The 2,328-nt window shown below is 67.4% G+C and carries 2 protein-coding genes; one reads left to right on the forward strand and one right to left on the reverse strand.

Annotated elements, in window-relative coordinates; genetic code table 11:
- The coding region (locus JHC99_RS18505; RefSeq protein WP_292156161.1) for a flagellar biosynthesis protein FlhA at window positions 1-1,646 on the forward strand (1,646 nt) is incomplete at its 5' end.
- A 6-nt stretch (window positions 1,647-1,652) separates the two neighbouring features.
- Here the strand turns inward: JHC99_RS18505 and JHC99_RS18510 are convergent.
- Window positions 1,653-2,243 (reverse strand): M10 family metallopeptidase C-terminal domain-containing protein, encoded by a 591-nt coding sequence (locus tag JHC99_RS18510; protein WP_292156162.1) that lies wholly within the window; start codon window positions 2,241-2,243, stop codon window positions 1,653-1,655.
- Window positions 2,244-2,328: the final 85 nt, after the last annotated feature.

Consider the following 2,328-nt stretch of genomic DNA (forward strand, 5'->3'; position numbering starts at 1 on the left):
TCTCGGCCCGCTTCACCCTGGACTCCATGCCGGGCAAGCAGATGGCCATCGACGCCGACCTGTCCTCGGGCCTGATCACCGAGGACCAGGCCAAGCTGCGCCGCAAGGAGCTGGAACAGGAATCCACCTTCTTCGGGGCCATGGACGGTGCGTCCAAATTCGTGCGCGGCGACGCCATGGCCGGCCTGATCATCGTCTTCATCAACGCCATCGGCGGCATGCTGATCGGGGTGATCCAGCATGGCCTGCCCTTCGGCGAGGCCGCCAACACCTATGTCCAACTGACCATCGGCGACGGTCTGGTGACCCAGGTTCCGGCCATCATCATCTCCATCGCCGCCGGCTTTCTGGTGTCCAAGGCGGGCGTCGAGGGTTCGGCCGACAAGGCCCTGGTCTCGCAACTGGCCACCAATCCCGTCAGCCTGGGCATGGTCGCCGCCGCCTCGGCCCTGCTGGCCGTGATCCCAGGCATGCCGATCATCCCCTTCGTGGGCCTGGCGATCGGGGCCGGCTTCATGGCCTGGCGTCTGGGCCGGGCCCGCCTGAAGCCCAAGCCGACCGAGGCCGAACTGGCCGCCACCGCCTCCGCCGGCAAACCCAAGGACGACGTCGAGGAGCCCATCGGAACCGCCCTGACCATCGACGAAGTCAAGATCGAGCTCGGCTATTCCTTGCTGTCCCTGATCAACGACCTCGAGGGCCGCCGCCTGACCGACCAGATCCGCGCCCTGCGCCGCGCCCTGGCCCAGGAATACGGCTTCGTCATCCCCTCGGTCCGTATCCTCGACAACATGCGCCTGCCCACCCAGGGCTATGCCATCCGCATCAAGGAGATGGAGGCCGGGGCCGGCGAGGTGCGTCTGGGCTCCCTGCTGGCCATGGACCCCATGGGCCGTCAGGTCGAACTGCCCGGCGAACACACCAAGGAGCCCGCCTTCGGCCTGCCCGCCACCTGGATCGACGACGGCCTGAGGGAAGAAGCGACCTTCCGGGGCTATACGATCGTCGATCCCTCGACCGTCCTGACCACCCACCTGACCGAGATCCTCAAGGACAATATGGCCGACCTGCTGTCCTATGCAGAAGTGCAGAAGCTGATCAGGGAACTGGGCGAGGACGAAAAGAAGCTGGTCGACGAACTGGTGCCGTCCGTCGTCACCGTCACGACGCTGCAACGGGTCTTGCAGGCCCTGCTGCGCGAAAAGGTCTCGATCCGCGACCTGGGCGCCATCCTTGAGGGCCTGGCCGAGGCCGCGCCTCATTCCAGCTCGGTCACCACCCTGGTCGAACACGTCCGCAGCCGCCTGGCCCGCCAGCTGTGCTGGCAGCACAAAGGCGACGACGGCGCCCTGCCCATCGTCACCCTGTCGCCCGAGTGGGAACAGGCCTTCGCCGACGCCCTGGTCGGCACGGGCGAGGACAAGCAACTCGCCATGGCCCCGTCCCGCCTCCAGGACTTCATCCGCGCCACCCGCGACGTGTTCGAGCGCGCCGCCATGGCCGGCGAAAGCGCCGTCCTCCTCACCGGCCCCCAGATCCGCCCCTACGTCCGCTCCATCATCGAACGGTTCAGGGGACAGACGGTCGTGATGAGCCAGAACGAGATCCACCCGAGGGCCCGGCTGAAGACGATCGGGTCGGTCTGACGGGGGTTACAGGTACCAGTCGGGCCCGTGCCGTCCGTGCGCCCAGACGGTCTCCAGATCGGCCATGGCCCCGCCGGTCTGGCCGATCAGGGATGACCATTCGGCGAAGTCCGTAGCCGCTTCGTCCAGGACGGTCAGACCGACCGCGCCCGTCGGCCCAGCGGCCGGAGCGGCTGACGACGGGGCCGATCCCCAGTTGATGTCGGACGCCACCAGGGTCGTATTCGCCAACTGGATCACGAGCTCGTTGTACCCGTCGCCCCCGATGTCCACGAACAGGAACGACCCCGTCCCCAGATAGGCGATGCCGAAAACGTCGGCCGCGCTGTTCCGAAGCCCGCTCAGATCGATCCGGTCCTGCCCCGAGACGAAGCCGAAGATGCCGTCGGCCGCGCCCTCCATCGAATCCAGCACGCTGCGATAGACGAACAGATCCGCGCCTGCGTCCCCGAACAGGGCGTCGGCGTCGGCGTACTGCCGCGGCGCCACCGCCTTCGCGGGCTCCGGCCGCTCGGTGCCGTCCTGTCGCTGGACAACACCGCCGCCTCGACCGGCTTCGCCGGTGAGAGAAGAAATTAGGGTGTCGTAGGTGGACATTGTCGGGTGTGGGTGAGAGTGGATTGGGGTAGGCGGGCCAGGAGGGTGGCCAGAATCGCTGGATCGCGGTCAACTGCCACAACCC

Origin of the sequence: Brevundimonas sp. (genome assembly GCF_016463485.1) — a bacterium.
GTDB lineage: Bacteria > Pseudomonadota > Alphaproteobacteria > Caulobacterales > Caulobacteraceae > Brevundimonas.

Bases quoted from the DNA above. Each gene is read 5' to 3' on its own strand.
- JHC99_RS18510 (WP_292156162.1), bottom strand. From the start codon at position 2,243: ATGTCCACCTACGACACCCTAATTTCTTCTCTCACCGGCGAAGCCGGT.